This window comes from Luteimonas campi (genome assembly GCF_051162505.1).
Lineage (GTDB): Bacteria > Pseudomonadota > Gammaproteobacteria > Xanthomonadales > Xanthomonadaceae > Luteimonas.
In genome coordinates this window covers 1-1,375 of the sequence record NZ_JBNWEM010000011.1, presented here as the reverse complement: position 1 = coordinate 1,375, position 1,375 = coordinate 1, and the positions used below count along the sequence as shown (strand labels likewise).

Annotated in this window: 1 pseudogene; it reads right to left on the bottom strand. The window is 74.9% G+C overall.

The annotated features are described in order from the left end of the window. Positions 1-1,375 (bottom strand): annotated as a pseudogene (locus tag ACQYVW_RS17305) (ESPR-type extended signal peptide-containing protein); the annotation flags it as partial.

Sequence of the window (1,375 nt, the reverse complement as noted above, 5' to 3'; positions counted from 1 at the left end):
CGCCGTCGCGTTGTAGCCCGAGGCCGTGCTCCAGCTGCCGACCGACGTGCTGTTGAAGCCCGAGGCGTCCGCACGCCCGCCCACCGCCGTGCCGAAATCGCCCGAGGCCGTGGCCAGCCCGCCGAAGGCCGAGGACTCCTCGCCCGTGGCCGCGCTCTCGCCGCCCACCGCCGTCGACAGGTCGCCCGTCGCTTCGGCGAACGCGCCCACCGCCGTGGACTCGATGCCCGTGGCCGTGGCCAGCGCACCCGAGGCCGTCGCGCCATCGCCGCTGGCCAGGGCGCCCGCACCCGACGCCGTTGCCGCGAAGCCTTCGGCCACGCTCTCGCTGCCCACCGCCGTGGCGTACTCGCCGAGCGCCGCGGCCGCCGCGCCCACCGCCAACGCATTGGCCTGCTCGGCCACCGCGTTGAAGCCCACCGCCGTCGCCTGGTCGGCCAGCGCGAACGCGCCGCTGCCCAGCGCCGAAGCGCCTTCGCCCAGCGCCGTCGCCGACTCGCCCGCCGCCGTGGCGTACTCGCCTTCCACATAGGCCGCGTTGTCCGCGCCCTCGCCGCCGCTCGCCGCGAAGTAGCGCGTGTGCTCGGTCGCACCTTCCAGCTGCGCCAGGTTCACCGCATCGGTCGCCTCGGTGCCCGCCGCCACGTTGGTGATCTGGCGCTCCGCGCCCGCCGCACCCACCGACACGCTGTTGTCGCGGTCCGCTTCCGAACCCGCGCCCAGGGCCACGCTATTGGTGGCGCTGGCATCGGCCAGGAAGCCCACCGCGGTCGAGTCCTCGCCGCTGGCCGACGAGCCGCTGCCCAGCGCGCTCGCACCGTCCGCCGTCGCGTAGGCGAGCGTGCCCAGCGTCGTGGCCTGCACGCCCGTCGCTTCGGCCAGCGTGCCCACCGAGGTCGCGCCCAGTCCCGTCGCCCAGGCACCGTTGCCGATCGCCGTCGAGGCGATGCCGCTGGCTTCCGTGGTCTGCAGGATGAACCCGGGGAACCCGATCACCAGATCGCCGTAGTCGGCAATGCCGCCCACCGCCAGGCCGTAGTCGCCGGTGGCTTCGCTGCCGTAGCCCACCGCCGTCGCGAACCCGCCCGTCGCCTGGCTGAAGCTGCCCAGGGCACTCGAGCCATCGGTCGCGGCATTGCTGCGGTAGCCGTAGGCCGAGGACTGCACGCCGTCGGCAACAGAGCCGGCACCGGTCGCGGTGCTGAACGCGCCGTTGGCCTGCGCACCTGCGCCGAACGCACTCGCGGCCTGCGCCGAGGCCGTCGTGGTCTGGTCGAGCAGCACCGCGCCCGTGTCCGGATCCTCCACGTAGAGGCTGCCGCCCACCGCCGTCGCGCTGTCGGCCGTCGCCGTGGCGTTGTAGCCCGAGGCCGTC